The 25617-nt window shown below is 68.5% G+C and carries 27 protein-coding genes; 10 read left to right on the top strand and 17 right to left on the bottom strand.

Going from position 1 to position 25617, the window contains the following annotated elements:
• Positions 1-113: 113 nt before the first annotated feature.
• Positions 114-1373 (bottom strand): threonine synthase, encoded by a 1260-nt coding sequence (gene thrC, locus HUG10_RS12935; protein WP_179169971.1) that lies wholly within the window; start codon positions 1371-1373, stop codon positions 114-116.
• A 219-nt stretch (positions 1374-1592) separates the two neighbouring features.
• Here thrC and HUG10_RS12930 point away from each other — a divergent pair, with 219 nt between their 5' ends.
• Complete coding sequence (locus HUG10_RS12930; RefSeq protein ID WP_179169970.1) at positions 1593-1979, top strand: hypothetical protein; 387 nt, start codon at positions 1593-1595, stop codon at positions 1977-1979.
• A gap of 88 nt (positions 1980-2067) precedes the next feature.
• Here HUG10_RS12930 and HUG10_RS12925 read toward each other — a convergent pair whose 3' ends face one another.
• The 3 genes from HUG10_RS12925 to HUG10_RS12915 all read right to left on the bottom strand — a co-directional run bounded on the left by HUG10_RS12925 (position 2068) and on the right by HUG10_RS12915 (position 3337).
• Positions 2068-2508 carry a hypothetical protein gene (locus tag HUG10_RS12925; RefSeq protein WP_179169969.1) on the bottom strand — a complete coding sequence of 147 codons (441 nt, stop codon included), beginning with the start codon at positions 2506-2508 and terminating at the stop codon, positions 2068-2070.
• 99 nt (positions 2509-2607) lie between these two features.
• Positions 2608-2979 (bottom strand): helix-turn-helix domain-containing protein, encoded by a 372-nt coding sequence (locus HUG10_RS12920; RefSeq protein WP_179169968.1) that lies wholly within the window; start codon positions 2977-2979, stop codon positions 2608-2610.
• Positions 2980-3100: 121 nt separating this feature from the next.
• A complete protein-coding gene (locus tag HUG10_RS12915) occupies positions 3101-3337 on the bottom strand; it encodes a hypothetical protein (RefSeq protein WP_179169967.1) in 237 nt (78 codons plus the stop codon).
• Between the two features lie 59 nt (positions 3338-3396).
• Between HUG10_RS12915 and HUG10_RS12910 the strand changes: the two genes are divergently transcribed.
• A complete protein-coding gene (locus tag HUG10_RS12910; RefSeq protein ID WP_179171078.1) occupies positions 3397-3798 on the top strand; it encodes a VOC family protein in 402 nt (133 codons plus the stop codon).
• A 39-nt stretch (positions 3799-3837) separates the two neighbouring features.
• Here the strand turns inward: HUG10_RS12910 and HUG10_RS12905 are convergent, their stop codons facing one another.
• The 7 genes from HUG10_RS12905 to HUG10_RS12875 all read right to left on the bottom strand — a co-directional run bounded on the left by HUG10_RS12905 (position 3838) and on the right by HUG10_RS12875 (position 11170).
• The gene (locus HUG10_RS12905) at positions 3838-4554 is read right to left on the bottom strand and encodes a DUF5828 family protein (RefSeq protein ID WP_179169966.1); all 717 of its coding nucleotides are present in this window, start codon (positions 4552-4554) and stop codon (positions 3838-3840) included.
• Positions 4555-4669: 115 nt separating this feature from the next.
• Positions 4670-4849: a hypothetical protein gene (locus HUG10_RS12900; protein ID WP_179169965.1), complete on the bottom strand. Its 180-nt coding sequence runs from the start codon at positions 4847-4849 to the stop codon at positions 4670-4672.
• A gap of 467 nt (positions 4850-5316) precedes the next feature.
• Positions 5317-6660, bottom strand: a complete 1344-nt coding sequence (hemL, locus tag HUG10_RS12895; RefSeq protein ID WP_179169964.1) for a glutamate-1-semialdehyde 2,1-aminomutase — start codon at positions 6658-6660, stop codon at positions 5317-5319.
• A gap of 279 nt (positions 6661-6939) precedes the next feature.
• Positions 6940-7206, bottom strand: a complete 267-nt coding sequence (gene gvpA / locus HUG10_RS12890; RefSeq protein ID WP_179171077.1) for a gas vesicle protein GvpA — start codon at positions 7204-7206, stop codon at positions 6940-6942.
• Between the two features lie 642 nt (positions 7207-7848).
• The gene (locus tag HUG10_RS12885) at positions 7849-8253 is read right to left on the bottom strand and encodes a hypothetical protein (RefSeq protein WP_179169963.1); all 405 of its coding nucleotides are present in this window, start codon (positions 8251-8253) and stop codon (positions 7849-7851) included.
• A gap of 542 nt (positions 8254-8795) precedes the next feature.
• Complete coding sequence (locus tag HUG10_RS12880; RefSeq protein ID WP_179169962.1) at positions 8796-10577, bottom strand: ammonium transporter; 1782 nt, start codon at positions 10575-10577, stop codon at positions 8796-8798.
• A gap of 410 nt (positions 10578-10987) precedes the next feature.
• Positions 10988-11170, bottom strand: coding sequence for a hypothetical protein (locus tag HUG10_RS12875; RefSeq protein WP_179169961.1), 183 nt, complete (start codon positions 11168-11170; stop codon positions 10988-10990).
• 126 nt (positions 11171-11296) lie between these two features.
• Here HUG10_RS12875 and HUG10_RS12870 point away from each other — a divergent pair, with 126 nt between their 5' ends.
• Entirely contained in the window at positions 11297-11692 is a 396-nt protein-coding gene (locus HUG10_RS12870; RefSeq protein ID WP_179169960.1) for an SRPBCC family protein, read from the top strand.
• Positions 11693-11721: 29 nt separating this feature from the next.
• Here the strand turns inward: HUG10_RS12870 and HUG10_RS12865 are convergent, their stop codons facing one another.
• Positions 11722-12954, bottom strand: a complete 1233-nt coding sequence (locus tag HUG10_RS12865) for a CobW family GTP-binding protein (RefSeq protein WP_179169959.1) — start codon at positions 12952-12954, stop codon at positions 11722-11724.
• Between the two features lie 306 nt (positions 12955-13260).
• Here HUG10_RS12865 and HUG10_RS12860 point away from each other — a divergent pair, with 306 nt between their 5' ends.
• From HUG10_RS12860 to HUG10_RS12850, 3 genes are all read left to right on the top strand, one after another.
• On the top strand, positions 13261-13557 hold the full coding sequence (locus tag HUG10_RS12860) for a hypothetical protein (RefSeq protein ID WP_179169958.1): 297 nt from the start codon (positions 13261-13263) through the stop codon (positions 13555-13557).
• Positions 13557-14516, top strand: a complete 960-nt coding sequence (locus HUG10_RS12855) for an ArsA family ATPase (protein ID WP_179169957.1) — start codon at positions 13557-13559, stop codon at positions 14514-14516. The genes HUG10_RS12860 and HUG10_RS12855 overlap by 1 nt, the downstream gene beginning before the upstream one ends.
• Before the next feature lie 139 nt (positions 14517-14655).
• Positions 14656-16488 carry a carbon starvation CstA family protein gene (locus tag HUG10_RS12850; RefSeq protein ID WP_179169956.1) on the top strand — a complete coding sequence of 611 codons (1833 nt, stop codon included), beginning with the start codon at positions 14656-14658 and terminating at the stop codon, positions 16486-16488.
• Between the two features lie 266 nt (positions 16489-16754).
• Here the strand turns inward: HUG10_RS12850 and HUG10_RS12845 are convergent, their stop codons facing one another.
• Together HUG10_RS12845 and HUG10_RS12840 are read right to left on the bottom strand one after the other, a co-directional pair.
• Positions 16755-17444, bottom strand: a complete 690-nt coding sequence (locus HUG10_RS12845; RefSeq protein WP_179169955.1) for a hypothetical protein — start codon at positions 17442-17444, stop codon at positions 16755-16757.
• Positions 17441-17812 (bottom strand): cupin domain-containing protein, encoded by a 372-nt coding sequence (locus HUG10_RS12840; protein ID WP_179169954.1) that lies wholly within the window; start codon positions 17810-17812, stop codon positions 17441-17443. The genes HUG10_RS12845 and HUG10_RS12840 overlap by 4 nt, the downstream gene beginning before the upstream one ends.
• Positions 17813-17885: 73 nt before the next feature.
• Here HUG10_RS12840 and HUG10_RS12835 point away from each other — a divergent pair, with 73 nt between their 5' ends.
• Positions 17886-18086, top strand: a complete 201-nt coding sequence (locus HUG10_RS12835) for a hypothetical protein (RefSeq protein WP_179169953.1) — start codon at positions 17886-17888, stop codon at positions 18084-18086.
• 19 nt (positions 18087-18105) lie between these two features.
• Here HUG10_RS12835 and HUG10_RS12830 read toward each other — a convergent pair whose 3' ends face one another.
• Genes HUG10_RS12830 through hemC form a run of 3 tightly spaced genes read right to left on the bottom strand, consistent with a single transcriptional unit; the run spans position 18106 to position 20814 of the window.
• Positions 18106-18840, bottom strand: coding sequence for a uroporphyrinogen-III synthase (locus HUG10_RS12830; RefSeq protein ID WP_179169952.1), 735 nt, complete (start codon positions 18838-18840; stop codon positions 18106-18108).
• On the bottom strand, positions 18837-19622 hold the full coding sequence (gene cobA / locus HUG10_RS12825) for a uroporphyrinogen-III C-methyltransferase (RefSeq protein ID WP_179169951.1): 786 nt from the start codon (positions 19620-19622) through the stop codon (positions 18837-18839). Before cobA ends, HUG10_RS12830 begins: the two co-directional genes overlap by 4 nt.
• A gap of 1 nt (position 19623) precedes the next feature.
• A complete protein-coding gene (gene hemC, locus HUG10_RS12820; protein ID WP_179169950.1) occupies positions 19624-20814 on the bottom strand; it encodes a hydroxymethylbilane synthase in 1191 nt (396 codons plus the stop codon).
• A gap of 134 nt (positions 20815-20948) precedes the next feature.
• Between hemC and HUG10_RS12815 the strand changes: the two genes are divergently transcribed.
• The 3 genes from HUG10_RS12815 (at position 20949) to argH (ending at position 25468) form a co-directional block, all read left to right on the top strand.
• Complete coding sequence (locus HUG10_RS12815) at positions 20949-22343, top strand: ATP-binding protein (RefSeq protein ID WP_179169949.1); 1395 nt, start codon at positions 20949-20951, stop codon at positions 22341-22343.
• 356 nt (positions 22344-22699) lie between these two features.
• Positions 22700-23956: an argininosuccinate synthase gene (locus HUG10_RS12810; RefSeq protein ID WP_179169948.1), complete on the top strand. Its 1257-nt coding sequence runs from the start codon at positions 22700-22702 to the stop codon at positions 23954-23956.
• 6 nt (positions 23957-23962) lie between these two features.
• Positions 23963-25468 (top strand): argininosuccinate lyase, encoded by a 1506-nt coding sequence (gene argH / locus HUG10_RS12805; protein WP_179169947.1) that lies wholly within the window; start codon positions 23963-23965, stop codon positions 25466-25468.
• Positions 25469-25617: the final 149 nt, after the last annotated feature.

Genomic DNA, 25617 nt, shown 5'->3' with positions numbered 1-25617 from the left:
TATGACAGTTCTTTCCCGATTACCGGTTCTGGGAACCGGGAGCGTATTTTTCCGAGGAATGCGTGCGCAGACTCGTCCGACCGTAGGCGGCGGCCGACTTCGGCCCCGTCGCCTCACTCGAGCAGCGCCCGGACCGCGTCGGCGTCGTTGGCCACCGGTTCGGGGTCGTCGCCGGCGGCGAAAGCGGCGTCGGGGTCCTTCAGCAGGTGGCCGGTCGTGAGACAGACCACGTCCTCGTCGGCGCCGACGACGCCGTCGTCGCGGAGTTTGCGGAGCCCCGCAACGGACGCCGCGGAGGCGGGTTCGACGCCGACGCCCTCGGCCGCGAGCGCGCGCTGGGCGTCGGTGATCTCCGCGTCGCTCACGGCGACGGCGGTGCCGCCCGTCTCGCGGATGCCGGGCAGCGCCTTCGGCGCGTTCACCGGGTTGCCGATGCGGATGGCAGTCGCGCGCGTCTCCACCTCCTCCCAGCGGCGGACCTCGTCGGCGCCGTCCTCGATCGCCTCGACCATCGGCGCGGCGCCTTCAGCCTGCACGCCGGTGAGCGCCGGGACGTCGTCGACGTCGAGTTCGCCCGCGGTCACGAGTTCGCGGAACGCCTTGAACAGCGCCGCCGTGTTGCCGGCGTTGCCGACGGGGAGGACGATCCGGTCCGGGTAGGTGCCGTAGTCGGCGTGGAAGCGCTCGAGGATCTCGAAGCCGATGGTCTTCTGGCCCTCCAGCCGGAACGGGTTGAGCGAGTTCAGGAGGTAGACGTCGCCGTCGGCCGCGAGTTCCTGGACGATGTCGAGGCAGGCGTCGAAGTTGCCGTCGACCTCGAGGATGCGGGCGTCGTGGAGGCTGGCCTGCGCGATCTTGCCGGCCGCGACCTTGCCCGACGGGAGCAACACGAGCGTCTCCATCCCCGCACGGGCGCCGTAGGCCGCGAGCGCGGCGGAGGTGTTCCCCGTGGAGGCGCACGCCAGGCGCTCGACGCCGAGTTCGCGCGCGACGCGGACGCCGACGGTCATCCCGCGGTCCTTGAACGAGCCCGTGGGGTTCATCCCCTCATGTTTCACCCGCAGGCGGTTCACGCCGACCGACTCGCGGAGCCGTGGCATCTCGTGGAGTGGCGTGTTCCCCTCGGGAAGCGAAACGCCCTCCTCGAAGGGGAGCGCCGCCGAGTAGCGCCAGACGCCCTCCCCCTCGAACTCGTCGAACGTCGGGAGGTCCGCGTACCGCGCCTCCAGCAGGCCGCCGCAGTCGTCGCAGGTGTACCGGATGGCGTCGAAGGGGGCGAACTGCTCGCCGCAGTCGATACACTCCAGCCAGGTGCCGTCGTCGGCTTCGGGGGGTGCCGGCTGGGCGGGCGCGTCGAGGACGAGGTCGGTCATGGGCGGGAGGTGGGCCCCGGCGGTGAAAAGTCGGCGGATTGTGGCGGGTAGTGCCGAGCGGCAGGAGGAGGCCGCGAGGCTCGGGAGTGCCGGGCGTCGATGCTACGTGAAGGTGACTGGGAAAACTGGAAGGCGACACGATGTAGGACGAGAAATCGAACCTGTTCGCGGGGACTTATGTGCATAAGATTATATTGTGATGAGATTTATATGAGGCCGATGGATTCCGAACGACGATTCGCGACCAGTCCACCGCTCGGAATCAAGATCGTCTGTCTCCTCGTACTCTTCTCCACGATAGTCGGCACGGCCGTCGTGGTCTCGGTCGCCGATGCTCTCGACTGGGCGCCACGTGACTGGCTCGTTCTCACAGTGACCGTCGTCGTATCATTGTTCGCCGTGTACGGTCTCTGGACGCTCCGACCGTGGGGCTGGACGCTTGCCATGGCATCCTTTGCATTCAATTTCGTGGTCGCTTTCGCAGCGTTCTCCGGGATCCTCACCGTCGGCACTGAGGGGGCCTTTTCGCTCGTACCGACCGTGATCTATGCGATCTACGTCTACAGCAAGCGCGACCTGTATCGGCCAACTCCCGCCGAACAGTGAAACGGCGAACTCGCGGCGGACCCGACGAACCGGAGAACGGTTTCCCCGCCGACGTTCCCCCAGCCGAACCCCTCGCTCGACGGTGGGTTCAGGAGTCGGCCGACTGCCGGCCCTCCTCGCTGGATTCAACGGCGTCGTCGACGGTCCGGACGAGCGGTTCGACCGGCTCGCCGGGGTCGAGCGCCATGAACAGCCCTTCCCGGTCGATGTACACGCGGACGAGGGTGAACACGTCGAACCCCGTCGTCAGGTAGCGGACGCGCTCGGAGACCGGGAACAGCTCGTCGGTGAACAGGTCGAGCTCCGTGAAATCGAGGTGGATGTACGAGTGGATACGCTCGAAGTGGGCGGTCATCGCCGCCTCGTCCTCGTAGAACGAGAGCGCGACGTCGTCGACGTACAGCGGGTTGAACTCGTCCTGGTCGTACTCGACGAGCGACCGGAGCGAGCCTTCGACGCGTTCCTCGAGGACGGCACGGACCGCGTCGCCGTCGAAGGAGACGACGGACGAGGGGTTCGAGACGGGCATCGTCCTCCATCCGGTAACCACCATGAAGAGGTTTTCCCGACGCCCGGCCGCTAAATGGGTGTGATCCGACAGGACGACCCGCCTGCTTCGCGCCTCCGCCTACTCGTCGCCGAACCCGTCGATGCGCTCGTGGACGGTCTCGGCCCACTCGTCGAGCGCGGCGTGGAGCATCTCCTTCGCGTCCTCGAGCGGAGTCGCGGTGTACTGGTAGACGTAGCCTCCGGGGTCGAGCAGCCGGCGCTCGCGCTCGGCGAGGTTCTTCTCGAGCAGCGTCGTGAGCGAGCGGTTCACGTTCGAGCGGTCCCGGTCGAGCACCTCGGCCAGTTCCTCGACGGTGCTCCCCGGGTGCTCGCGGAGGGCGAGGTACGTGCGGCTCTCGTGTTCCTGAATCCCGAAGACGCAGGCCATCACGTGCTGGAAGGTGGGCTCCTCCGTGTGGATGAGGTCCTCCATGTCGGGTCCGTCGCTCATCTACCGGAAGTAGGGGTGAGACGGGGTTAAATCCCGGCCATGGGGTCGTTCTCGCCCGCACCGCGGACGCTGCCGGACGAAGTCCGGGGAGCGTCCGTGCCAGCCCGCATCCGAGCGCCGCTCACTCCTCGCGGGCGTACCCCATCTTCTCGATGCAAGCGCGCATCTCCGCCTCCTCGGTGTGCTTGTGGAGCCGCGTCGGCGTGTCGCAGTAGAATGTCTCGCCGTCGTGGCGGAGCGTCAGTTCGCGCTCGTCGCCGAACAGGTCGGCGGTGACGACGACGCGCCGGCCGTCCCGCATCGCCTCGATGATCTCGTCGGCCGTCAGTTCGCCGGCGTCGATGCGGAGCGGTTCCATCGGGTACGAGTCCGAGGTCCGCCGCCATGTTTCTTGCTCCCGCCGGCGAACGTCACGGCATGGACGCACGCGCCATCGATCACGCGACGCTCCACGTTCCGGCCGACGGCCTCGCCGACGCCAGGTCGTTCTACGGCGACGCGCTCGGCTTCGAACTCGAGGGAGTCGAGCGGTACCGGTCTGGCGAGACGCCGTTCTTCGACGTCAGGCTGACGCCCGACCACCTGCTCCACCTCTGGCCGACCGAGGAGTTCACGGAGCCGGACGGGACGGGGTACGACCACCTCGCGCTGATCGTGGAACAGGGGATCGACGAGATCGAGGCGGCCCTGGCGGACGCCGGCATCGACGTGGAACGGCGGCTGGAGAACCCGCTCGGGGCGACCGGACGAGCGCCGGCCGTGTACGTCAGGGACCCGTTCGGCTACCGGGTGGAGCTGAAACAGCCGGTCGAGGAGTAGGGGGGTCGGAAGGGTTGGGAGGTGGTCGACGGAACGGTCTCAGTTGGTGGTGGACTTCGAACGCCCCTCGCTGGCGTCCTCGATGGTCTCCGCGGGCGGCTCGACGCCCTCGGCGGCCTCGGCGGTGTCCATCACCTTCTCGGTGTCGACGTGCCAGCGGTCGACCTGGTCCTCGAAGTCCGCGAGGCGCTCGGACACTTCCTCCTTCAGGTCGTCGTCGTTGACGTTCACCTCGAAGACGAACGCGGGGCCGTCCTCCTCGCCGCGGGTCGTCTTCTGGAGGTTCGCCGAGACGAGTTCGTTGTCGAAGTAGTACGGCGCGAGCTGGGTCATCACCTTGCGGTAGACGGTGCCCTCCACCTTCCGGACGGCCTTCCGGCTGGCGGAGTCGGCCGCGCGGGCGACGTGGTCGATGGAGTCCTTCCAGGACTCCAGCGCGCCCTCGTTGTCGCCGTTGTCGACCTTCTCGTAGGACTCGGAGAGCTTCTCGCCGGCGGTCTGGAGGTCGTCCTCCGGGGTCTTGCCGGCCTTCTCGCCCTCGCCCTCGCCGACGCTGGCCTGTTCGGCGGTCTTCTCGCTCACGTCCTCGCCCAGGCGCTCGTGGACCTTCGGCCGCCATTCGTTCCACTCTTCGAACGCGTCCGACGTCGCCTCGCGGACGCCAGCCTCCCTGAGGGCTCGGGTGATGCGCTCGCCGTGTTCCACGACGTCGCCCCAGTCCCCCCGGACCTTGAAGCCGGAGATACTCTCCTCCATGTGAGTTGGGCGGGCTACGCCGTCGAGAGGGATAAGCGTCCCTCCGGCGTCACGCGCACGTCAGACAGGTTTCACGTTCGGCGGAAGCCGAGTTCCGGTCGGGTCGTCGTGGGGACTATCGGTCCCGACGGCCGGTGAGCCGCGAGGCGAGCCCGTCGAGTCTGGACAGGAACCCGTCGGTATCGGCGGCGAGCGGGTCGCGCGTGGCGCGCTCGGTCTCGTCGCGACCGTCCTCGGTCTCGTCGGTGACCGTCGTCGTCAGGTAAACGGTGGACTCCATCCCGCGCGTTCCCATGATACTAGTTCACACTTGGGTCGATAGCCGATATAAACTTTCCCACGGCCAGCGCCGCCCGATTCGAGTTCGTCGGCGCTGCCTTCGTGACGGAGAGACTGGGATCGTGACCTGTTCCTCGACCGTCACACCCTCTGCTCCGACGAGTACCCCACTGTTGATCACGAATCGACCACCCGAACCCCACGGCGGAACGAGTAGGTGTCCGTCCACGATGGTACCGAGAAACCGCCTGGCGACGCCCCACTGAATCACCATCGGGTGAGAATGGAAGGGGCCGCCGTCTGCGCTTGCGTGGGACGCTCTGCGCTCCTCGCTCCCTCGCGCGGCTCGGTCGCTCCGGTGCTTGAGGCCCCGGGCTTCGCGCAGACGGCGGGGGCTTCCAGACCCATCTCCGGAGCAGAATCAATCGACCGGCCCTTCGAACCTGCTCGAAGGTACCTATCGAACGAAACTGGGACTCGGAATCAGAGCGCTTCCTTGTACGCCTCCAGCGTCCGCTCGACGTCCTCCTCCGTGTGGGCGTAGGAGACGAACTGCGACTCGAACTGGTTCGCGGTGAGCCAGATACCGCGCTCCTTCATCTCCTGCCAGAACACGCGCTCCCAGCGGTCGGTCGCGGCGGCGTTCACGTCGGCGCTGTTTTTCGGGCAGATGTCGTACCGCGGGCAGGTCTCGCGCTGGGTGCAGCCGGCCTCGCAGTGGCCCTCGAACGCCTCGGGCGCCTCGCGGGTGAAGATCGTCTTGAACATCGAGTCGGTGCCGACGACGGTGTACTCGGGCGCGTGCTCCTCGCAGATGTCCCGGATCCCGGCGCGAAGCTCGTCGCCGAGGGCGTTCACGTGGTCGTACACGTCGTGCTCGGCGGCGTACTTCAGCGTCTCGTAGCCCGCCGCCATCGTCACCGGGTGGCCCGAGAAGGTTCCGGACTGGAACACGCTCCCGGCGGGCGTGAAGTGCTCGACGACCTCCGCACGGCCGCCGACGGCGCCGACCGGGAAGCCGCCGCCGATTATCTTCCCGAACGTCGTGAGGTCCGGGGTGATCCCGAACTCCCCCTGTGCGCACTGGAGGCCGCCGACGCGGAAGCCGGTGATGACCTCGTCGAAGACCAGCAGCGACCCGTGCTCGTCACAGAGGTCCCGGAGTGTCCGGTGGTAGCCGTCGACCGGGTGGACGATGCCGGTGTTTCCGAGGATGGGTTCGGTCAGGACCGCGGCGATCTCCTCGCCGTGCTCGGAGAACACCTCCGTGACGGCCTCCTCGTCGTTGAACGGCACCGCGATGGTGTGCTCCGCGAAGCTCTCGGGGATTCCGGGCGAGGACGGGTGGGTGTGGTACGGGTCCTCACCGGCCTCCACGAGCGTCGACTCCTGAGCGCCGTGGTAGCCGCCCTGCATCACGACGATCTTGTCGCGGCCGGTGTAGCCGCGGGCCAGGCGGACGGCCGAGACCGTCGCTTCGGTGCCGCTGTTCACGAACCGGAGCATCTCCACCGAGGGGACGTGTCGCGTCACGAACTCCGCGAGTTCGACCTCGATCTCGGTCGGGGCGCCGTACATCGGCCCCTGGCTGGCGTGCTGCTGGATGGCCGCGGTGACCGGGTCCGGGAGGTCGTGGCCGAACAGCAGCGGGCCGTAGCCCATCACGTAGTCGACGTAGCGGTTGCCGTCGGCGTCGACGAGGTGGGCGCCGTCGCCGCGCTCGGCGAAGAACGGGTACGGCATGCTCGCCCGGACCGAGGAGTTGACGCCGCCCGCGAGGACGGACAGCGCCCGGTCGTACAGGTCGCGGGAGCGGTCGTGATTCATATAGTCGCCACTTGGCGCGGCCCGTGGAAAGTAGTTACCGGGTCGACCCGCCGTTGTACCGTCGGAGGGCTGGCGAGTGCCTGCGACGACTCCTCACCGTCGTGACGGGTGAAAATCTACACGGAGGTGACTCAGTTCGTGCGAAAACATACACAGCCGCCATCGAAGACTTCGCCAATCCCTCCCGACGGAATGGGGCTGCTGGATACAGACGGTGTATTCGTGGCCCTTCTACTTTCGCGAGGACGACCTAGTGGATACCGAGCGATACCTGGCCGTTTACGCGGGTGACGACTCCGGCCGCGTCTCGACTTCGACTTCTTCGAGGTCAGCCTCGACGGTGGCCTGCTCCAACTTCGCGATCTCCTCCGTGTAGTGCAGGAAGGTATCGATGGAGGCCACGACGATCCGTGCCTCGATGGTGATTAGCTCGAGACCGATGACGGAGATGCGTGCCCAGACGTCGATGACGATTCCCTTATCGAGGATGCGATCGAGCACTTCCGCCAAATTCGACGGGTCTGGTCGCCGTTGTGGGCGTGCCATTGTGATCCCCATCCGAGTGTGGAGCCGGAGGTCGCTTCACCATGGTGTCTGCGGTGGCAAGTCATCACCCGCATAACGGCAGCCAAAAGGTGCTCACGAATCCGAAACGACCGTTCAAGGGTAATCGAGTACGTCTCGTTGCTGATTTGGAAGGGGGAAAGAAGCTTGAATCGACGACTTGCTGCTGAACGCGCGTTATGTACATCAGAATGGCTCAACGAACATCATCTTTTTCTGATAAAAACCCCACCAATCAGTTCGCAGGTCTACGTAGCAGTTGATTCAGATACAGCCGATTGGACAACTTCTTCCCTGTGTGTGGGCGCTGTGAGTGACCAGTCGGATCCCCGCGGAAGATCTGCCGGGAATTAGGTCTTCTCGCAAGTGACCCTGTACCGCTGACTGATGTGATGCTGAGTACTGGGAAGCAGTTCCTGGTGCGACTATCGATCCCTCCAGGAATCTGCCAAACGTCGCCTGCTGAATATAGAAGGTGTATTCAGCAGCGCACCGGCGATATTTTCGGCGAGTGAATGTTGAAACAGCCGCTAAGAGATACCGGCTTAGTTATCGCCAGTAGGTGGCGTGAGCGCACTGACGAGCCCTTCTGCAACTGTGATACCAAACCAAGTAGTTCAGCAGTTATCTCTGTGAGGACAGGTCGAGCATTCGTACGAAACCGTCTATCGCAGCGTCGAGTATCTCAGAGGGAGCGTGGCCGAATATCGTGCCGGCTAACATGAGACCGTACACGAGCCAGTGAACCGGGCTATCGGGCTCCATCGTGGCGGCTATCAGGTACATCCCGACGAGGTAGGCAAGCAAGCTCCCGATGGCGAAGTTGACGGAAGTTATCGGTGTCGTATTGCGGACGATGAAGCCGAAGCTGAAACAAAGTCCAATAATCACGAGAAGTGTTACGAAACCGCCCACCACGTCGCTCACGGCGCCCCAGTAGAACTGCCCGGGAAAAGGAGGCCAAAGTAGATACCCGATGGCAAAAGCCAAAATTCCGCTGACGATGGTTTCCAGCGCGTCACGGAACATAACCAAGGTTCACTGCCGACTGAGAAGAAGATTCCCCAGTATAGGAAGAATATTGTTCACTACCTCGCCTGTTCTTAGCGATACCTTCGACCGTCACAGTGTCTCGTTCTCGTGCCCGATACGCGCCCTGTATTCAGCACGACGTCTTGGAACCATCACTTCATTGGGGTCTCGTCACGAAAAGCCAGACCTCACTGTATGGAAGGTCCGGCGGCAGGAGCCGCCGGAGTGGCGGTCGTTGTCGGACGCGCCGCCGTCCGTCGGACGGCTGCGGCGGTCGGTCGCGACGAGTCGGCGTGACACGGATGGCAGGATGCAGCGCCGGTTGGTGGGCGCGGGTCGCGGTGACGCCCGCACCCGATGAGCCCAATACCCTCGCCGCTCCCGACCGCGTCCGCGCCGCCCGCCGGAGGGGGCGCCCGGACGGTTCCACAATCCTCGCGCGAGACGCGCGTTTCGCGGTTCCGTAACGTCTGTCGTGGTCCGCTGTGATCGGTGCGTAGTCGGATTGCGATTCGTGCTATCTGGAGCGTCCGTGCCCCTTACACGGCGACGGTCCCCTGTTCGCCGGTGCGGATCTGGTAGGCGTCCTCGACGGGCAGGACGAACACCTTGCCGTCCCCGGGCTCGCCTGTGCGGGCGGCGTCGCGGATGGCGACTGCGACGTCCTCGGCCGGGATGTCGGCGACGACGCACTCGATCTTCACCTTCTGGTGGAGGTCGACCGTATACTCCTCGCCGCGCCACTGGCCCTTCTTCGCGGGCTGGGAGCCGCGGCCGGAGACGTTCGTGACCGTGAGCGACGGCGCGCCGATCTCGGCGAGGCCGGTCTTCACGTCCGAGAGCTTGTCCGGGCGGATGAACGCCGTGACGAGCTTGATACCACTACCGGGATTCGACGAATCCCGGCCTACTCCGGAATCGCGGCGCGATTCCGGACGCCCGTCGTTCGGCTGGTCGCCACCGTCCGTGCGGACGATGCCGTTCTCCTCGACCATTCCGTCGTCTCCGACGACGCGCCCGCCATCGGCGACCGTGTCCGGACTGCCGAACTCGGGGTAGGTGTTGACGCCGTGCTCGGAGATGTCGAGCCCCTCGCTCTCGTGTTCGCGCGAGACGCGGATCTCGCCCATCGCCTTGATGACGCCGAACACGACGGCGGTCGCGAAGACCGTCCACGCGAGGATGACCGCGACCGAGATGAACTGGGTGACGAACGTGCTCACGAGGTAGCCGACGCCCGCGCCGCCCCAGAACTCGGTGGCGACGAACGGGAACGCGAGCGCGCCGAGCACGCCGGCCGAACCGTGGACCGGGAACACCGCGCACACGTCGTCTACCTTCAGGCGCTTCTCGACGAAGCCGAAGACGAGCGGGAGCTGGATGCCGGCGAGCAGGCCGACCGCGATCGCGCCGGGCCAGACGATGGCGTCGGTGATGGCGGTCACGCTGACCAGCCCGGCCAGTAGACCGTTGGCGACGTACAGCGTGTCGACCTTCCTGGTCTTGTACAGCGTGGCCGTCGCCGCGCCGATGGCGCCGGCGGCCATGCCGAGCGTCGTCGTCAGGGCGACGCGGCCGACCGTGGCGAACGAGCCGAGCTGGAGCGTCCCGTCGGAGACGGAGAACACCGTCGCCGCCGTGCCGACGTTGAATCCGTACCAGCCGAACGCCAGGATGAGCGTGCCGAGGGCGGCGAACGTCAGCGAGTGGCCGGGGATGACGTTGACGGAGCCGTCCTCGTTGAAGCGGTCCATGCGCGGACCGACCATGTAGGCCGCCGTGAGGCCGGCGAAGCCGCCCATCGCGTGGACGATGACGCCACCCGCGAAGTCGTGGAAGCCCATCTCGCCGAGGAGGCCGCCGGCCCACGTCAGGCCGGTGACGACCGGGTAGATGACCGCCGCGAGCAGCACCGTGTAGGCGACGTACGCGCGGAGCTTCATCCGCCCGGCGACGGCGCCCGAGACGATGGTCGCGGCCGTCATAGCGAACACCGCGCCGAACAGCCAGCCGACCCAGGCGTTCGCCGATCCGGGCACGAGCGTCGCGAACGCCTCGCCGATACCCACCGAGCCGGGACCGGTGAGGCCGCTCACGAGGGATTCGACGCTGGCGCCGACGAGGAAGAACAGCGTCACGCCGACGCTCCACGTCAGGAGGTTCTTCGTGAGTTGGTTCGCCACGTTCTTCGAGCGCACCTGCCCGGCCTCGAGCATCGCGAAGCCGGCGTGCATGAAGAAGATCAGGAAGGTGACGACGAGCACCCACAGGAGGTTGACCCCTTCGGCGATGACCGCCGGGTCGGCCTGGAGGAGCGTCATTCGCCCACCACCATTAGCATACGTTCGTTCACCGATTCATTGATTTTCGTGTGATCCGTGTCGGCCATCACGACAAACGGGCTGATTCGGAATGCCATAAACCCCATCGTTGAAGAAATGGAATTTTTCGCGCCGTATTCAGATGCACGTCCGATTTAATACGGAATATAGGTTGTATAAGGACGTAAGCTCGCAGAAGACTTGGCAAACGTTGCGAACGAAGTTGACGGCCGCATTATCGATTTTTTGATACATCAGCCGATATAGCTCGCGCGCGCCCCGTGACGACAGGCCGCACGAGCGGGGTCGCGTCGAAGGCGCGCGGAGGAACGTTGTTGCACGGGGTGCGTCGGAAGAACGCTCCACCGGTCGTCCCGTCGGACTGCCCGCCCTTCGTCCTCGCGGGTCGCCTACTCGTTCAGCACGACGACGTAGGTGAGCACCGCGAGCACGAGCGTCGCGATCGCGAGGTTCGGGGGCGTGAACGCGGCGATGTTGGCCAGGTCGAGCGCGTACAGCGCGACCGCGGCGAACGCCAGCGAGAGCAGGAGGTCGATGACGAGCAGCACGCGGATGTCGCCGGAGGAGGCCATCGTCCGAGTCGTGTCGTCCGCCGACTTAGAGCCACCGGGAATCCCGCATCGCTCCCCGGTACCCCCTCTGACGGCCCCCAGCACTTCCTCCCACCCCTTTTTCCCCGGTGGTGCGTACGCCGACTCATGCGCGAGGTGGAGGTCAGCCGGTTCGTCGCCGTCCCCCCGGTCGAGGTGTTGCGCGTGCTCACGCCGGCGACCGTCGTCGACGCGGAGGGGAGTTTCGACGTCCGCGAGGTGGCGGAGACGGACGAGGGGACCGTCGTGACCGCCGGGCGGGCGGGCCTCGAACTCCGCTTCCTGTTCGAGGAGCGCGAGGACGGCCTCGCCTACGAGCAGACCGAGGGACCGCTCTCGACGCTCCGGACGACGATCGCGGCCCGGCCGAGGAACGAGGGCACCGAACTCGTCGCCCGATCGGCGGTCGCGGTCGGCGGTCCGGACGTGGTGAACCGCCTGGCCGCCTGGAAGCGTCGCGGGGAGCTCCGGCGGGCGCTGGCCGGCATCGCCGACCGCGTCTGAGGGCGCGGCCGGTGGCTTCGAGCGCCTGACTACAACGCGATCGGCTCGCCGTCCAGTTCCGGAAACGGGTTCGCGAAGGACTCGGAGTCGACGGTCAGTTCGTCGTCGGTGAGCAGACAGTCGTCTAGGGCCGCCCGAACCGCGTCCTCGTCCATCCCGCGACCGATGACCACCAGTTCCGTTCGGCGGTCGCCCACCTCGTCGTCCCACTCGACGTCGGGGTTCATCCGGCGCTGCACCTCCCGGCGCGACTCCTCCATCGCGGCCATCCACTGCCGGTCCGGTTCCACCCGAACCGAGGGGCCGGCCTGGCTGAAGAACAGGGCGACGTCGTCGCGGCCAGCGACCCAGACGGTCCCCTTCGAGCGGACGACGGAGTCCGGCAGGTCGCGCGCGAACGCGGCGAACCGCTCGGGGTGGAGCGGGCGCCGCGCGCGGAAGACGAACGAGTCGACGCCGTAGGCGGCCTTTGGGTCGTGGGCGGCGTGGTCGTGGTCACCGTCCGCTCCCCCGTCGTGGTGGTGGTGCCCCTCGGCGTGCTCGGCCGCCCGTTGCCACGCGGCCGTCTTGCTGACCGTCTCGACGTCGAACAGCCTCGTTCCGAGCAGGTCCCCCGGGTCGACGGCGCCGTGGGCAGTCCTGACGATACGCGCCTCGGGGTTGAGCGCCGCTAGCAGGTCCTCGGTCTCGGCGAGTGTCTCCTCGTCCACCAGGTCACACTTGTTGAGCAGTAGCACGTCCGCACACTCCACCTGCCCGACGAGGAGATCCGAGAGCGGGCGCGTCTCGGCGTCCGTCCGTTCGGCCTGGCCGGGCCGCTTGCGCCGGAGGTCCTCGGTGGTCACGAGGTCGTCCTCCGCGAGCGTCTCCCGGAACGTCTCGGCGTTGACGACGGTCGCCAGCGTGTCGAGGTCGTAGGCCGCCGAGGCCGCACCGGTGGTGAACAGTCGTGCGACGGGTGCCGGCTCGGAGATGCCCGAGGATTCGACGACAAGGTGGTCGAACTCGCGCTCCCTCGCAAGCCTGCTCACCGCCACTTCGAGGTCGTCGCGGAGGTCACAGCAGATGCAACCGTTGGAGAGTTCGGCGACGCCGTCGTCGCCTGCCTCCACGCGCTCGGCGTCGACGTTGACCTCGCCCATGTCGTTGACGAGGACGGCGATCCTGCGGCCGCCGGGGTTCGAGAGCAGGTGGTTCAGCGTCGTGGTCTTCCCCGCCCCGAGCGACCCGCTGAGGATCGTCACCGGCGTGCCACCGTTCATGGTCGACCGGTAGCGTGGCCCACACTTATGAATCGCGTTCCCGGCCAACCCTCAGCTTGCTCTGGCGGGTGGCGCGCGTGACTGCGAGCCCCCTCGTGGGGCGAGCACCATCGCGTGCGAGGGATGAGCGAGGCGGCGCGCCCTCGTGGCGCGCCGACCGCGAGTGAATCGGCTGGGGAGGGCGTGGCTCTCATCACGCCCAGCAGTAGTGATCTGTTCCACTACCCTGCCGAACACGACGGCACTCGGCCCAAACCCCACGAATCGTCCCGATACCCTTTTCCTCGCCACGTGGTAGGAGTCGGCATGGACCTATCGGACCGGATCGCCGCGTTCCGCGAGACGGTCGAGGAGTGGCTCCGGGGGATCTACCACGGGATGATTTCCCACCCCGCCTACGAGCTCATCGAGAAGGAGGCCGAGGACCAGGAGGACGCGTTCCTGCTGGCGTGTTTCCCTGACGCCTTCGGCATCCCGAGCCCGGTGTCGTACTACACAGCCGAACTGCTCCCGTACCTCGGCGCCGAGTTCGAACAGTGGGAGCGGCGGATGTGGGACCGCGGCTCGGTGCTCGAACGGAAGGGCAGCCAGTACCACTTCTGATGGACCGGTTCGTCTTCTTCGGCGGCAAGGGCGGCGTCGGCAAGACCACGGTGTCCTCCGCGTACGCCCACAAGTGCGCGGGAGCGGGCCTGGACACGCTCCTCGTCTCCACCGACCCCGCGCACAGCACCGCCGACGTGTTCGACCAGTCGTTCGACGACGACCCGACGCCCGTCGACGGTTACGACTCGCTCGAGGTGATGGAGATCGACCCCGAGGAGGCCGTCGACGAGCACCTCATGGGCATCAAGCGCCAGCTCGGCGACCAGGTGAGCCCCGCCATCGTCAACGAGATCGACCGGCAGATCGAACTCGCCCACCAGACGCCGGGTGCCCACGAGGCCGCGCTGTTCGACCGCTTCATCGACGTGATGCGCGAGTCCGACCACGACCGGGTCGTCTTCGACACCTCCCCGACCGGCGGCACGCTCCGCCTGCTCTCGCTCCCGGAGTACCTCGGCGGCTGGATCGACCGCCTGCTGTCGAAGCGCGAGGCGAGCGTCGACCTGTACGAGAAGTCCGCCATCGGCGGGCGTGAGCCGCGCCGGACCGCCGTCGGCGACCCCATCATCGCCCGCCTGCGCGAGCGGAAGGAGAACTTCGAGTTCGCCGGGCGCACCCTGCGCGAGGAGGCGACGTTCTACCTCGTCGCCAACCCGGACGAACTGTCGATCCGGGAGACCCGGCGGTCGGTTGCGAGCCTCGCGGAGCGGGACCTCCCCGTCGCCGGCCTCGTCGTGAATCGCCTGACGCCGGAGCCGGAATCGCACGAGGAGGGACGGGGCGCGCGGTTCCTTCGCGACCGCGTCGCGACCGAGCGGGAGCGCGTGCGCGAGCTCGAGGAGACGTTCGACCCGCCGGTCGTCGCGACCATCGAGACCCGGGTCGCGGAGGTCAAGGGCGACCTACTCGACGAGGTGGCCCGGGAACTCGACATCGCGGTCGACCTCCCCGCGTAAAGGGCGGATTCCGCGACGTCGGCTCTCGTGCAACCCTTTGGATTCTTCCTATTCCAGGGTAAGGATCGCCTGGAAAAACGAATTTCCCATCAACGAACGCAACGTTTAATTGGTCGATATTCATGGGACCGAGTGTATCATGGTACAAATTGCCGTGCTGGTCATCGCCTCGCTACTAACGTTCACGGTCGGGTATTTCGCCTACTCGAAGTACCTCAGCCAGTTCGTCGAACTGGACGAGAACGCGGAGACGCCGGCCCACAAGTACGAGGACGGCCAGGAGTACGTCCCGTCGAAGAAACCCGTACTCCTCGGGCACCACTATTCGAGCATCGCCGGGGGCGCGCCGATCGTCGGCCCCATCACCGCGGGGGCGGCGTTCGGGTGGCTCCCCGCTATCGCGTGGATCGCCATCGGGAACCCCCTGATGGGCGCGGTCCACGACTTCATGTCCCTGTCGGCCAGCGTCCGGCACGAGGGCAAGTCGATCGGTTACATCGTCGGCGAGTACGTCGGCGACCGCGGGAAGGACATGCTGCTCTGGTTCGCCTTCCTGACCATCATCCTCGTCATCGCCGTGTTCGCGCTGGTGGTGGGCGTCGTCTTCGACGCCTACCCGTCCTCGGCGACGGCGAGCTTCATCTACATCACCCTCGCGCTGGCGTTCGGGGTGTACCTCTACCAGCTCGACCTCCCGTTCCTGCCCGGCGCCATCGGGTTCGTCCTGCTCGTGTTCGCCGGCGTCTGGGTCGGGCTCCAGTACCCGCTCGCGCTCGTCGACACCGGCGAGCACGCCGCCGGCACCATCCACCTGCTCGGCGACGCGTCGGCCTGGAACTGGCTGCCACTCGCGGCGGCCCAGAACGCCAACGTCGCGGCCTGGGTTCCGGTCATCGTCGTGTACGGCTTCGTCGCGAGCGTGCTCCCGGTGTGGGTACTGCTCCAGCCCCGCGACTTCCTGACGTCGAGCCTGCTGTACACGGGTGTCGGTGGGATGCTGCTGGGCGTCATCGTCGCGACCCTGCTCTCGGTGTTCGGCGGCGGCTTCTCCGTCGCGTTCTCCGGGACGACCTACACGAGCCTCGAGACGAACCTCCCGGCGTTCCTCGGGTTCAACAGCCCGCTCGGACCGATCTTCCCGTTCCTGTTCGTCACCATCGCGTGCGGGACGATCAGCGGGTTCCACTCGCTGGTCTCCTCGGGGACGACCGCGAAGCAACTGAACAACGAGACCGACGCCCGCGACATCGGCTACGGTGCGATGCTCGGCGAGGGCCTGCTCGCGACCACCGCCGTCGCGGCGCTTGCCATCATCGGCACGACCAACTTCGGCTCCGGCCTGGCGGGCGCGCTCGCCAACTTCCCGGCGGGCGGCGCCATCATGCTCGGGGCCGGCTTCGGCATCCCGACGGCCGCCGGCGCGGCGTTCATCGGCCTGGTGTTCGTCAGCTTCCTGCTCACCTCGACCGACACGGCCGTCCGGCTCGGCCGCTACATGTTCGAGGAGATCATCGGCACGCCCGAGACGAGCCTGGAGAAGACGACGACGAACCGCTACGTCAACGCCGGCCTCCTGCAGTGCGTCCCGGCGTACCTGCTCGTCGCCTCCGGCCAGTGGGCCAGCCTCTGGCCGCTGTTCGGCGGCGCGAACCAAACGCTCGCGGCGCTCGCGCTGCTCGCGGCGACGCTGTGGCTCGCCAACTGGGACGACAGCAAGCAGCTCATCAGCACCGGCGTCCCGATGGCGCTGATGCTCGTGATCACGCTCACGGCCCTGCTCTGGATCGGCCTCTACCGCGCCCCGACGTCGCTGCTCGGGGCGGAGACCCTCATCGATCAGGTGTCGTACGCCATCCAGATCATCATCTCGCTGACGTTGGTGTACCTCGCGCTCTCGCTGGCGAAGCTTGGGTACGACAACATCAAGCAGGCCCGCAGTTCACCCGGAGGGACCGCGCCGAGCGACGACTAAGCCGACCCGGACGGAGTGCGACGCGCTCGTCGGGGCGCGTCGCGGAGGAACCAGGCGGGCCGGTCTCGGTGACCGGCCCGCCGACACGGTGACCGGCAGCGGGCGTTCCGCTCCGCTGCCGACGGCAATCCATACGGTCCGGGCGGCGCTCGGACCGACGGAGCGTGCGACTTCTCGCGGCGGTTCCGTTCGGACCCGATTCCGAGCGGCCGCCCCGCTCGCCGAACGATTTTCACGGGAAAAGTATCACCAGTAGAACGGTCCGCTTACCGTCCGAACAGCCCCGAGAGCCGGGAGAGGAGCCCGTCGCTTCGGCCCTCGTCCGGATCCGCCCAGTGGACGAACGCGCGCCACACGTCGGCGTTCCGGCTGGCGACGTGCTCCTCGGCCTCGGGCGCGACGACGACGAGGTTCACCTCGTAGTGGCCGTAGTAGCCGAACTTGATGAGCGTCCGATCTCGGAACCCCGAGACGAACGAGCGCACGTCTTCGGAGACGTTGGGCGCGACGACGACGAACGTGAAGTCGGTGCTCTGGTGCTCCTCGTCGGGGTCGATCCGGTCGTCCGCCAGGTCGTGGGCGAGCTCCACGTAGCGTTCGAGCATCGCCGTGCCGACCGCGTCGGCCCGCCGGACGAACAGGTGCTCCTCGATGGCGTGGTTCGCGTAGTTGATCGACTCGTGGATGAACTTCTTCCGGTTCTCCATCCGCAGCCGGCCGTACAGCGGGAAGCGCTCGCCGACGACGCGCTCGTCCTTCCGGAGGTCGTAGTTGAACTTCAGGTCGTTCGCCACCCTGTCGAGGTACTCGTCCTCCCACTCCGGGATGTCGGGCTCCTCGATCTCCTTCGGTTCCTCGGGTTTCTCGTCCCCGCTGGCGCCGCCGTCCGCTCGGCCCGCCTCCTCGGTCCGTTCCTCGTCGCTCCCCTCGCCTGGGTACGAGTCCCCCCGGCTCATGACTCCTCGTAGGCGTGGGCGTCGCCGTCGACGTTGGGCGCGCCGACGACGATGGCGGTCGTCTCCACGCCGCCCTCCGGCACGTGGGCGAACTGCGGGCTGTCGGGCGTCACGACGAACACCTCGCCCCGGCCGACGACGTACTCCCGCTCGGGGGTCTCGACGTGGAGTTCGCCCTCGGTCACGTAGAACGCCTCCTCCTGCTCGTCGTGGTAGTGGTACGCGAGCGGGATGGCCTCGCCCGGCCCCACCTCGTACTGGTGGAGCGCGAGCTTCTCGAGGCCGCAGGCGTCGCTGATGGACCGCTGGACGCACGGGCGGTCGGGGGTCGCGTCGAGCGTCTCCGGGTCCACGTGGTGGTAGCTCATACGTTCCCCTGCACGTGCCCCCTCAAAAGGACCACGACAAGGGTTAACTATCGAGCGGCCCCAAACGCGGCCCATGGGAGGCAAGGAGGCGGAGTCCTGCGGACGGTGCGCGATGAGTTCGACCGCGGGCATGCTCGAGGACGCCGACCCGTACGAGGGCGACCGGATCGAGCTCTCCGACTCGGAGGCCCGCGCCGTCTCGCCGGCCGCCTGGCTCGGCGGCGTGACGTCCAGGCTCGACGCCTTGGCGCGGCGGCTCACCTACGGACGCTAGGTATCGACCGACCGGACGCTCACGGGTTCTCGGCGAGTGGGTCCAGTTCCCCGACGACGGCTTCCGCGAGCGTCGCGAACTCGGCCGTCTGGGGGACCACGTCGACGACGACGCCCAGGTCCTCCGCCGTCTCGCGCGTCGGGTGGCCGATGCAGCCGACCACCGCGTCGTTCAGCCCGGCGAGCGCCTCGTCCCGGATCCCGCGCTCCGCGGCGGCGTCGAGGAAGTGCTCCACCGTCAGCGACGAGGTGAAACAGGCACCGTCGAGCTCGCCGGCGGCGGCCAGCTCGGTCGATTCTCCCGCCCCTTCCGGGCGCACGAGTCGGTAGAGCACCGTCTCGTTGACCGTCGCGCCGGCGGCCCGGAGGCCGTCGAGCAACACGGGGCTGCCGTGGTCCGAGCGGGCCACCTCCACGGTCGCGCCCGCGGCGTGGTCCTCGAACTCGTGGACCAGCCCGGTCGAGGAGTACTCCTTCGGGACGAGGTCGACCGTCCAGCCGACCCCGCGGACCGCCTCGGCCGTCGCCGAGCCGATCACGGCGATCCTGGCGTCGCCCGGCTCCCAGCCCGCGTCGTCCGCGAGTTCGACGCCCGTCTTCGAGGTGAACACGACCCAGTCGGCGGGTTCGGGCGTCGCCCCCGTCGGCTCGACCGCGAGCATCGGGTCGGCGACCGGCTCGACGCCCAGCTCCTCCAAGAGTTCGACGGCCCCCACGAGCCGCTCGTCGTCGGGCCGGAAGACGGCGACCTTCATTCGCGGTCACCCCCGGCCGTGGCGTCCGCGTCGCCCCTGCCCTGCAGGAACTCGACGACGCGCTCGCGGGTCGCCGCCACCTCGCCGATCACGGTCACCGCGGGCGGCTCGATGCCCGCCTCGTCCCGCGCGTCCACGATGTCCGCGAGCGTCCCCGTCGCGACGCGCATCCCCGGCCACGTGCCGCGTTCGACGAGGGCGACGGGCGTCTCCGGCGCCATCCCGGCATCTCGAAGGGCTTGGGTGTACCCCGGGAGCTTCCCGACGCCCATCAGGACGACGAGCGTGCCGCCGGTCGCGGCCAGCGCGTCCCAGTCCACCGCGGACTCGGGTTTGGTGGGGTCCTCGTGGCCCGTGACGAACGAGACCGAGGAGGCGTGGTCGCGGTGGGTGACGGGGATGCCCGCGACGCCCGGTGCGGCGATAGCCGAGGTGACGCCGGGGACGACCTCGAACGGGATCCCGTGTTCCGCGAGGTGCTCGGCCTCCTCGCCGCCGCGGCCGAAGACGAACGGGTCGCCGCCCTTCAGCCGGACGACCGTCTCGCCCGCCTCCGCGAGTTCGACGAGCCGGTCGTTCGTGTACTCCTGGCTCGTGCGGTCGCCGCCGGCGCGCTTGCCGACGTCCTCGCGCTTCTCCTCGGGGATGGATGCCAGGATCTCAGGGCCGGGGAGCTTGTCGTGGAGCACCACGTCGGCCTCGTCGATGAACCGACGCGCCTTCACCGTCAGCAGTTCGGGGTCGCCGGGGCCGGAGCCGACGAGGTAGACGGTTCCCGGCATCTCACTCCCCCGTCCCCTCCGACCCGCCCGTCGCCCCGGACGCCTCGTTCTCCTCCCGGGGTGCCTCGTCCTCCTCCCTCGCGGCCTCGCCGTCGGCGTCGGCCTCGCGCTTCGCCGCCTCGATGAGCTCGGCCGCACCGCGCTCGCGCAGGTCCGCCGCGAAGTCGGCGGCCGCGTCGGCGTGCCGTCGGACCGGCAGGTCGCGGGTCGCCGTCACCTCCTCGCTCCCGTCTGCCGAGAGGATCCGAGCGCGGACCTGGACGTGCTCGCCCTGGAGGAGCGCGCCGACGCCGATGGGCGCGATGCAGCCGCCGCCGAGTTCCTTGAGGACGGTACGCTCGACCGTCGTGGCGACCCGGGTCGGCGGGTGGTCGACCGCCCCGCGGATCGTCTCTATGGTGTCGCGGTCGGCCGCGGTGACGGCGATGGCTCCCTGGCCGGGCGCTGGGACGAACTCGGCGCGTTCGAGCCGCTGGACCTCGTACTCAGGGCGGTTCATCAGGCCCGAACGCCGGAGGCCCGCCTCGGCGAGCACGATGGCGTCGTACTCCGTGTCGAGTTCGTACTCCATCGCGCGGCGCTGGAACTCGGAGAGCTCGTCGAACCACTCCTCGACGGTCAGGTCGTACTTTCCGGCGTCGTCGCTGGACGTGAGGTCCCCCCGCCGGTCGCGTTCCTCGTCGACGCGCGCCTCGTGCTCCCGCTGGAGCGCGGACGCGACGAGCTTCTGGAGACGGGTGTCGACGTTCCCGCGGAGCGGTTCGACCTCGAGGTCCGGGCGGGCGGCGAGCACCTGCGCCTTCCGCCGGAGCGACGAGGTGCCGACCACCGAGCCGGGCGGGAGGTCGGCCACGTCGCCGCCGTCCAGCGAGACGAGCACGTCGCCTGAGGGGGCGCGCTCTGGCACGCCGGCGACGACGAGGTCGTCGGGCATCTCGGTCGGCATATCCTTCATCGAGTGGACCGCCGCGTCGACCGCGCCCCCGAGTACTTCCTCGTCGAGCGCGCGGACGAACGCCCCCGTCTTCCCCAGCCGCGTGATGAGTTCGTCGGAGAGGCGGTCGCCGCGCGTCTCCACCTGGACGAGTTCGACCGAGCGCCGACGGGTCGAGAGCGCGTCCGCGACGCTCTCGGCCTGCACTCGGGCGAGCGCGGAGCCCCGCGTCGCGAGTCGCAGCGTGCCGTCTGTCATTGTCGGGTGTGCGGCGGGGCCGGGGAAAACACGCTCGTTTCGACGGCGACGGCTCCCATCGGCCCATCCGACCGGCTGACGGTCCGTACCGGACGCCGGGACGTTTATGTAGTAGCGCGAAGTTGCGTAGCCGAATGGTCCGGGCCCCCCCGTACAGCGGCGGCGCGCTCGCGGCGCTCGGGTTCGGATTGGCGGTCGTCCACGTGGTCCACGCCATGCGGATGGATCTGGTCGGCTCCCTCGTCGAGGCGTGGGTGCCGTTCGCCGTCGCGGTGGGGATCGCGAGCTACGGTGTGCTGCTCGTCCGCGGTGACCGGACGGGCGACCGGACGTGGACGGTGTATCGCGGGGTCGGGGTCGGGGTCGGCACGGCCGCGCTCATGTTCGTCTGGACCGTCGGCCACAGGCTCCTCCAGGGACACACCGTCGATCACCTCCCGTTCGTGGTCGCGAACGTCGCCACGGCCGGCGTCGCCATCGGGACGCTGCTCGGCTCCTACCACGCCCGCTCCCGCCGGGACCGGTACCGCGCCGAGGCGCTGTTCTCGAACCTGCCAACCCCCGCCGCGTACGTCGAACCCCGGGAGGGAACGACGGTCGTCACCAAAGTCAACGGCGCGTTTCGGAAACTGTTCGACTCCCACGAGACCCCCGTCGGCCGGCCGATCGACGACTGCGTCCCGCCGGCCGGCGACGAGGAGAAACCGCTATCGGAGGCGCTGGAGTCCGGCACGAGCGTTCGGTTCCGGTGTACGGTCGGCGTGGCCGGAACGAGGGAGTTCGTCACGACCTCGGCCGCCGCCGGCACGCCGGACCACGCGTACGTGATCCTCGTCGATATCACCGAGGAGCGGCGACGCGAGCGCCGCCTATCCGTGCTGAACCGGGTGCTCCGCCACGACGTACGCAGCGCCGCCAACGTCGTGCTCGGCCACGCGGAGGCGCTCGCCGAGGACGGGGACGCGGCACACCTCGACGTCATCGAGGGACGGGTCGACGACCTCGTGGAGATGAGCCAACGTGCGCGTACCCTGGATCGCCTCCTGTCGGACGACACACCCTCGCGGCTCGTCAACCTGCGGGACGTCGTCGAGGAACGGCTCGACCGGGGGACGCTCGGCGTCGCCGTTCGCCGGGAGCTCCCGAGGGAGACGGTCCCGTTCCACGACAACGGCCTCATCGACGCCGTCCTCGACGAGCTGCTCGCGAACGTCGAGGAGCACGGCGGCCCCGACGTGACCGCGACGGTGACGCTGACGGTCGTCGATGGGGGCGCACGGCTCACGGTCGCCGACGACGGGCCCGGCATCCCGAGGAGCGAGCGAGCGGTGTTCGAGCGGGCCCGCGAGACGGACCTCGACCACGCCAGCGGCATCGGACTCTGGTTCGTCACGTGGGTGGTCTCCGAACTCGGGGGCGACGTCGACGTCGCAACCGACGGGGACGGCACCGTCGTGACGGTGCGTCTGCCGGTCGCGAACGACGGGGCGGCGGTCGGCGCCGAGCCCGAGGCGACGCCGGGAGGGTGACCGGACGTGCGCCGCGCCGCGCGTCCGAGTCGATGGGCCGGGAGGCGACTTCGTGTGCGCGACGAGACGTCCGGGCAACGCTCGCCACTCCAGAATGGTTTAAGGCTCTGGAGCAGTAGGCTTCAGCCATGACTGTGGACGCAGTCGCTCACGTCCGCTCTTCCACCGAGCGACGCGTCCGAGTCCCGTCGCGAGCGCCGCGACGACCGGGCCTTTGAGCCCACTTATCACCCCTCTCCCCACGCCGCTTGCTGCCGCATCCTCAGCCGACCAGGCTCCCCGAGTCTCCACTCCGCCCTTTTGTTCCAAATTCTAAAGCGCCGAATTTAATACCCTGAAGGCCACAGCTATCGGTAATGACACGCGTGGCACTCGCATTCAGCGGCGGACTCGACACCACAGTTTGCGTCCCGCTCCTCGAGGAGGAGTACGGCTACGACGAGGTGATCGGCGTGACCGTGGACGTCGGTCAGCCCGAGGAGGAGTTTGCGGAGGCCGAGGAGACGGCCGAGGCGCTCGACCTCGAACACTACGTCGTCGACGCGAAGGCGGAGTTCGCCGAACTCTGTCTCGACTCCGTCCGCGCGAACGCGACCTACCAGGGCTACCCGCTCGGCACCGCGCTCGCGCGCCCGGTCATCGCCGAGAAGATCCTCGACGTGGCGCTCGAACACGACTGTGCGGCCGTCGCGCACGGCTGCACCGGCAAGGGGAACGACCAGCTCCGGTTCGAGGCCGTCTGGCGCGCCTCCGACCTGGAGGTCATCGCGCCCGTCCGCGAACTCGGGCTCACCCGCGAGTGGGAGATCGAGTACGCCGACGAGAAGGACCTGCCCGTCGAGGGCGGCAACGAGGGCGCGTGGTCCATCGACACGAACCTCTGGTCCCGCTCGGTCGAGGGCGACGACCTGGAGGACCCCACCTACGTCCCGCCGGAGGACATCTACGAGTGGACCGAGACGCCCGGCGCCGACGAGGAGCTCGTCGAGATCGAGTTCGAGGACGGCTACCCCGTCGCGCTGAACGGCGACGAGCTCGACGCGGTGTCGCTTATCCAGGAGCTGAACGAACTCGCCGGCGCCCACGGCGTCGGCCGCACGGACATGATGGAGGACCGCATGCTCGGGCTGAAGGTGCGCGAGAACTACGAGCACCCGGCCGCGACCGTCCTCCTGACGGCCCACGAGGGGCTCGAACAGCTCGTGTTCACGAAGAGCGAGCGCGACTTCAAGACGACCGCGGACGAGGAGTGGGCCCAGCAGGGCTACAAGGGGCTCGTCGACACGCCGCTGATGGCCTCGCTCGAGGGCTTCCTCGATGCGAGCCAGTCGAAGGTCACCGGCACCGTGACGGTGAAGCTCCAGGGCGGGCAGGCCCGCCCGGTCGCCCGCGACTCCGCGTACGGCGTCTACTCCGAGTCCGCCGCCTCGTTCAACACGGAGACGGTCGACGGCATCGAGCAGGCCGACGCGACGGGCGTCGCGAAGTACCACGGCTTCCAGGAGCGCCTCGCGAACGAGGTGCTGGCGAACGCGAAGAAGTCGGAGACCGAGGGGAGCGAGGACGATGACGAGAAGGCGACGCTGACGACCGACGGCGGCAACGAGGAGTAACGGAGGATGGACGGCGAGGACAGGGCGTCCGACGGACGCCACGAAGGCGGCGAAGGCGCCGGAGTCATTCGGCGCGAGCGCTTCGCGGGCGGGCCGGCCCGCTCGTTCCTGTCGAGCCTCGCGGCCGACGAGCGCATCTTCGCCGCCGACCTCGCCGTCGACCGTGCGCACGTCGTCATGCTCGCGGAGCAGGGGATAATCGGCGACGACGAGGCCGCCGACATCCTCGCCGCCCTCGACGACGTGGAGGCAGAGGGGCACGACGCGCTCCCCGACGGCGAGGACGTGCACGAGGCCGTCGAGTCGGCGGTCGTCGACCGCGTCGGCCCGGACGGCGGGAAGATGCACACCGCCCGTTCCCGCAACGACGAGGTGGCCGCCTGCATCCGCTACCGCCTGCGCGAGGACCTACTGGCCGCCGTCGAGGCGACGCTCGCGCTCCGCGAGGCGCTGCTCGACGCGGCCGCCGACGAGGCCGAGACGGTCATGCCGGGGTTCACCCACCGGCAGTTCGCCCAGCCGACGACGGCGGGCCACTTCCTCGCCTCCTACGCCGGCGCGCTGGAGCGCGACACCGCGCGCCTGCTCGATGTCTACGACCGGACGAACCAGTCACCTCTGGGCGGCGCCGCCTTCGCGGGCACGCCGTTCGACGTCGACCGCGAGCGGACGGCGGACATGCTGGGGTTCGACGGCGTCGTGGAGAACTCGACCGACGCGTCGTCGGCCCGCGACTTCCTGGCGGAGACGTGCGCGGCGCTCGCGACGCTCGCGACGACGCTCTCGGGGCTCGCGACCGACGGCATCGAGGGCGCGAAGGACGGCTACCTCGTCCTCTCGGACGACTACTCCTCCACCTCGTCGATCATGCCCCAGAAGAAGAACCCCGACACGCTCGAGCTCGTCCGCGCGGCCGCGGGCGACGCGGTCGGGTCGCTGACGGGGCTGTTGACGACGCTGAAGGGGCTCCCCCGGGCGTACAACCGCGACCTCCAGCGCGCGACGCCGCACGCCTGGGAGGCCGTCGATTCCGTGACCGAGGCGACCGAGGTCGCCGCCGGTGCGGTCGCCACAGCCGAGTGGGACGCGGAGGCGTGCGCCGCGGACGCGGGCGCCGGGTTCTCGACGGCGACGGGCGTGGCGGACGCGCTGGCGATGACGGGGGTCCCGTTCCGGACGGCCCACGAACTGGTGGCGACTGCCGCGGCCGACACCCCGAACGGGGCCGACACCGACGCTCTCGCCGCAAATCTTGACGCGGCCGCTGCGGACGTACTGGGGGAACCCCTCGACTCGTTCGTGAGCCGCGAGGAACTCGACTCGGTGCTCGATCCGGCCGGGAGCGTCGCCGCCCGCGATTCGCGCGGCGGCCCCGCCCCCGACGCGCTGGCCGAGTCCCTCGCACGCATGGAGGAGTCGTACGACGATCACGCGGCCGCGCTGGCCGACCGCCACGACGCGCTCGACGCCGCGGCCGACGACCTGGAACGGACGGTGAGCGAGTATGTCTGAGGCGACGACGGCGGCTCGACGACTCCGAGGGCGACGGTTCGCGGCGCGGTGCCCCGGTACCGCGCCGCGACGACGACCCCAGGCCCGACGAGCACCGGCCGCCACGCCGACTCCGGCGCCGGTCGTCGCTCCGACCCCGGCGCCGATCC

The sequence above is a fragment of the Halorarum halophilum genome (assembly GCF_013401515.1).
GTDB classification, from domain to species: domain Archaea; phylum Halobacteriota; class Halobacteria; order Halobacteriales; family Haloferacaceae; genus Halorarum; species Halorarum halophilum.
The sequence above is the reverse complement of the archived record's forward strand: the minus strand, read 5'-3'. Positions and strand labels throughout refer to the sequence as shown.